Here is a 222-nt window from a genome sequence, read left to right on the forward strand (position 1 = left end):
CGAAAGAGCGCGAATCCAATGGGTTGATATCAAGAATAACGTTCTCCGGATCCCGAAAGACGAGTCTTCAAAGAACGAGGACAACTGGACAGTCAGTATTACTGAACGAACGGGAAGCGCCCTTGAGCGGTGGCTGGATGAACGAGAATACCACGACGAGTATGACGACTCTGACGCGCTCTGGTTGACTCGTCACGGAAACTCATACAATTCCAGTTCACT

At 50.0% G+C, this 222-nt stretch carries 1 pseudogene; it reads left to right on the plus strand.

Features of this window, described 5'->3' with window-relative positions:
- Positions 1 to 222: pseudogene (locus tag EXE44_RS21295) on the plus strand (site-specific integrase); the annotation flags it as partial.

The sequence above is a fragment of the Halorubrum sp. SS7 genome, assembly GCF_005435055.1.
Classification (GTDB): domain Archaea; phylum Halobacteriota; class Halobacteria; order Halobacteriales; family Haloferacaceae; genus Halorubrum; species Halorubrum salinarum.